Below are 2729 nucleotides of genomic sequence, written 5' to 3'. Positions count from 1 at the left end.
GACGACGACGAGCAGGTGCCGGAACTGCCGAGGGGCCGCCTGCTGCCGAGCCGTCCGCCGCCGGGGCAGGGCGTGCCGCCGCCGGGATCCGTACAGACGCAGCCGCTGGCGCCGCCGCCCGGCACCACCGTCATTCCGCAGAATACCGCCCCGGGCATCGCGGTAGCGCCGCCGCAGCCCGGCGCCGCACCGCTGCCGGGCCTGCCGCCGGGACAGCGCCAACCCAGGGGGGGCGCCGTGCCGCAGACGCCGGCCAGCCTGCAGCCCGGCGACGAGGTGGTCACCGAGCCGCCGGCGCAGAAGATCGTCAACAAGAAGGCGAGTTTTTCCGGGTTGGACAAGATCACCGGGCGCATCATCAATTTCGACGAGGATATCGGCGAAACCGTCCAGTTCGGCGCGCTCCGGGTCAAGACCAGTGCCTGCTATACCCGCCCGGCCACCGAGGCCGCCAACACCGACGCCTTTGTCGAGGTCGACGAGATCACGCTGCAGGGCGAGGTGAAGCGGATCTTTTCCGGCTGGATGTATGCGGCGAGCCCGGGCCTGCACGGCGTCGAGCATCCGATCTACGATATCTGGCTGACCGATTGCAAAGTGCCCGATACCACCATCGTCACCGCCGCACCGGAGCCGCCGAAACCCGTAGCCCCGCCGCCCGCCGCCAAGCGCCCGCCGCCGCAGAAGCAGGCGGTGCCGCGGTCATCGCCGCCGCCGCAGCCGCAATTCCAGGCGCCGCCGCCACCTCCGCCGCAACAGCAACCGCAGCAGCGCCCCGGCGGATTGTTTGGCGGGATCTTCGGCAATTAAATCGGGTGCGCCTTGCGCCCGCCACGCTCGATCGACGCAGGGGCAACGTCCCGGGCTATGAGAGCTGTTGCCAGATCCAGGCATCGTTTCGTGAGTTTGGCGGCGCCTTCGGCAAGATCCCTGGAGTCGCGCACGATTGCGACGTTGTTTTCCATGTCCTCGTGCGACCAGCCGCGCGAATGAGCGACATAAGGAAATTGCGGAAAGATGAAACCCAACTCGGCGAAGAAACCAAGCATCTGGCCCGCTACCGCCTGAATATTGTCCTGACCGCCAACAATGATAAATCCGGCGACCTTGTTTCGAATGAGCACCCGGTTGTGGATCGTAACCGCGTTCTGCACGCAATTCAGGCGTTCCGCCATCTTGAAATAAAGGGATGAGGCCGCACCCCATCGGATCGGCGACGATACAATGACGGCGTCCGCCCAATGCACCAACGCTTCATAGATTTGATCCATCTGGTCCGACGCGTCCATTTGCGTGATGGAGCAAGGCCACGTACAGGCGCGTGCGGCCTTCGAGTAGTAGCCTTCACAACTGCGAAAGGCGAGGCTGTTCAGCCTGATCAATTTCGCCTCGGCGCCGAGCTCGCGCGCCGCGTCCAGCGCATGGTTGAGCAGATGGTCGGAGCCTGAGAACCGCGGGTTTGCAGGGTCCATCGCTGTTGTCGCTATTCCGATGAGGCGCAACGGCCCGGGGGCACGCTCGACCTTTCGCGAAAGAGGGTGCGGTTCATGCGGACTTTTGCGGCGTTCCGTGGCGCCGGCAAGATTGACGAAAAGCCGGTGGTTCTCGACTTTCACCGGGTAGGCGGGCACGCGGTCCTGCTCATATCCCGGCTCGCCGACGCCGCTGCAGCGATGGAATTTCCAATTGTGCCACGGGCAAACGATGTAGTCGCCGTCGAGACGCCCCTCGCCGAGTGGGCCGCCGACATGATTGCACGCGTTCGAGACGACTCCGAATGTCCCGTCCCTGAAGGATATCGCAAGCTCCCGGGACCTCGCCGTGACACGCTGCAGCGGAATGCCTGACAGCTCATCCGCGACGCCCAGATCAATCCAGTCTTCGCGGTCCGCCATCGCTCTCAGTCCCCCGATGGTTGCCGAGTGTGGGTTCGGCACCGGGCGTCGTCAAGTAACCATGCACAATAGCCCTGCACACGCCTGATCTCGCGGACGCCGGCGGCGGGTGCCGCCGGCAAGCGACAGTTATCCGCGCGCCACAATGATCTCCAGCGCCCGCGCGCCGATGACGGGAGCATCGACCGGCAACCGCGCAAAGTCGGCCGGTGCGCCCTTGATCGCCTTGTCGAGCAGCAACGTGTAGCGCCGCCGCGGAATCTCGACCGCGCCGAACGAGCGCAAATGCTCGGTGACATACTGGGTGTCGAGCAGCTCGAATCCGCCGGCGATCAGCCGCGCCACCAGATGCACCAGCGCCACCTTGGAAGCGTCGCGGGCGCGGTGGAACATGCTCTCGCCGAAAAACGCGCGGCCGAGGCTGACGCCGTAGAGGCCGCCGACCAGGTCGCCATCCTGCCAGACCTCGACACTGTGGCAGTGGCCGAGCCCGTGCAAGCCCAGATAGAGATCGCGGATCCGCTTGTTGATCCAGGTGTCGTTGCGGCCGGCCTGCGGCGCGGCGCAGCCGGCGATGACCGCCTTGAAGGCGGTGTCGACCGTGACGGTGAAGACGTCGGAGCGCACGGTGCGCGCCAGCCGCGAGGCGATGCGAAAGCCGTCGAGCGGAATCACGCCGCGCATTTCCGGCTCGACCCAGAACAGGGTGGGATCGTCGGCGCTTTCGGCCATCGGAAAAATGCCGCAGGCATAGGCGCGCAGCAGCACTTCGGGCGTAATGTCGGAGGAGGCGGAGTCGCGCGACGTCATGGCGGCAGGATAGCAGTTTCGGGG

The 2729-nt window shown here is 65.8% G+C and carries 3 protein-coding genes; 1 reads left to right on the top strand and 2 read right to left on the bottom strand.

Annotated features, from left to right (window positions below; genetic code table 11):
- The coding region (locus Q8N40_RS14330; RefSeq protein WP_305712286.1) for a DUF2155 domain-containing protein at window positions 1-810 on the top strand (810 nt) is incomplete at its 5' end.
- Here the strand turns inward: Q8N40_RS14330 and Q8N40_RS14325 are convergent.
- Both Q8N40_RS14325 and aat read right to left on the bottom strand, forming a co-directional pair.
- The gene (locus tag Q8N40_RS14325; protein WP_305319519.1) at window positions 807-1895 is read right to left on the bottom strand and encodes a Rieske 2Fe-2S domain-containing protein; all 1089 of its coding nucleotides are present in this window, start codon (window positions 1893-1895) and stop codon (window positions 807-809) included. The genes Q8N40_RS14330 and Q8N40_RS14325 overlap by 4 nt on opposite strands.
- Window positions 1896-2024: 129 nt before the next feature.
- Window positions 2025-2705: a leucyl/phenylalanyl-tRNA--protein transferase gene (aat, locus tag Q8N40_RS14320; protein ID WP_305712287.1), complete on the bottom strand. Its 681-nt coding sequence runs from the start codon at window positions 2703-2705 to the stop codon at window positions 2025-2027.
- Window positions 2706-2729: the final 24 nt, after the last annotated feature.

It is taken from the genome of Bradyrhizobium sp., from assembly GCF_030693485.1.
Lineage (GTDB): Bacteria > Pseudomonadota > Alphaproteobacteria > Rhizobiales > Xanthobacteraceae > Bradyrhizobium.
The sequence above is the reverse complement of the archived record's forward strand: the minus strand, read 5'-3'. Positions and strand labels throughout refer to the sequence as shown.

What these genes read in the sequence shown, in the direction of transcription:
- Q8N40_RS14325 (WP_305319519.1), bottom strand. Translation starts at nt 1,895, where the DNA reads ATGGCGGACCGCGAAGACTGGATTGATCTGGGCGTCGCGGATGAGCTG.
- aat (WP_305712287.1), bottom strand. Translation starts at nt 2,705, where the DNA reads ATGACGTCGCGCGACTCCGCCTCCTCCGACATTACGCCCGAAGTGCTG.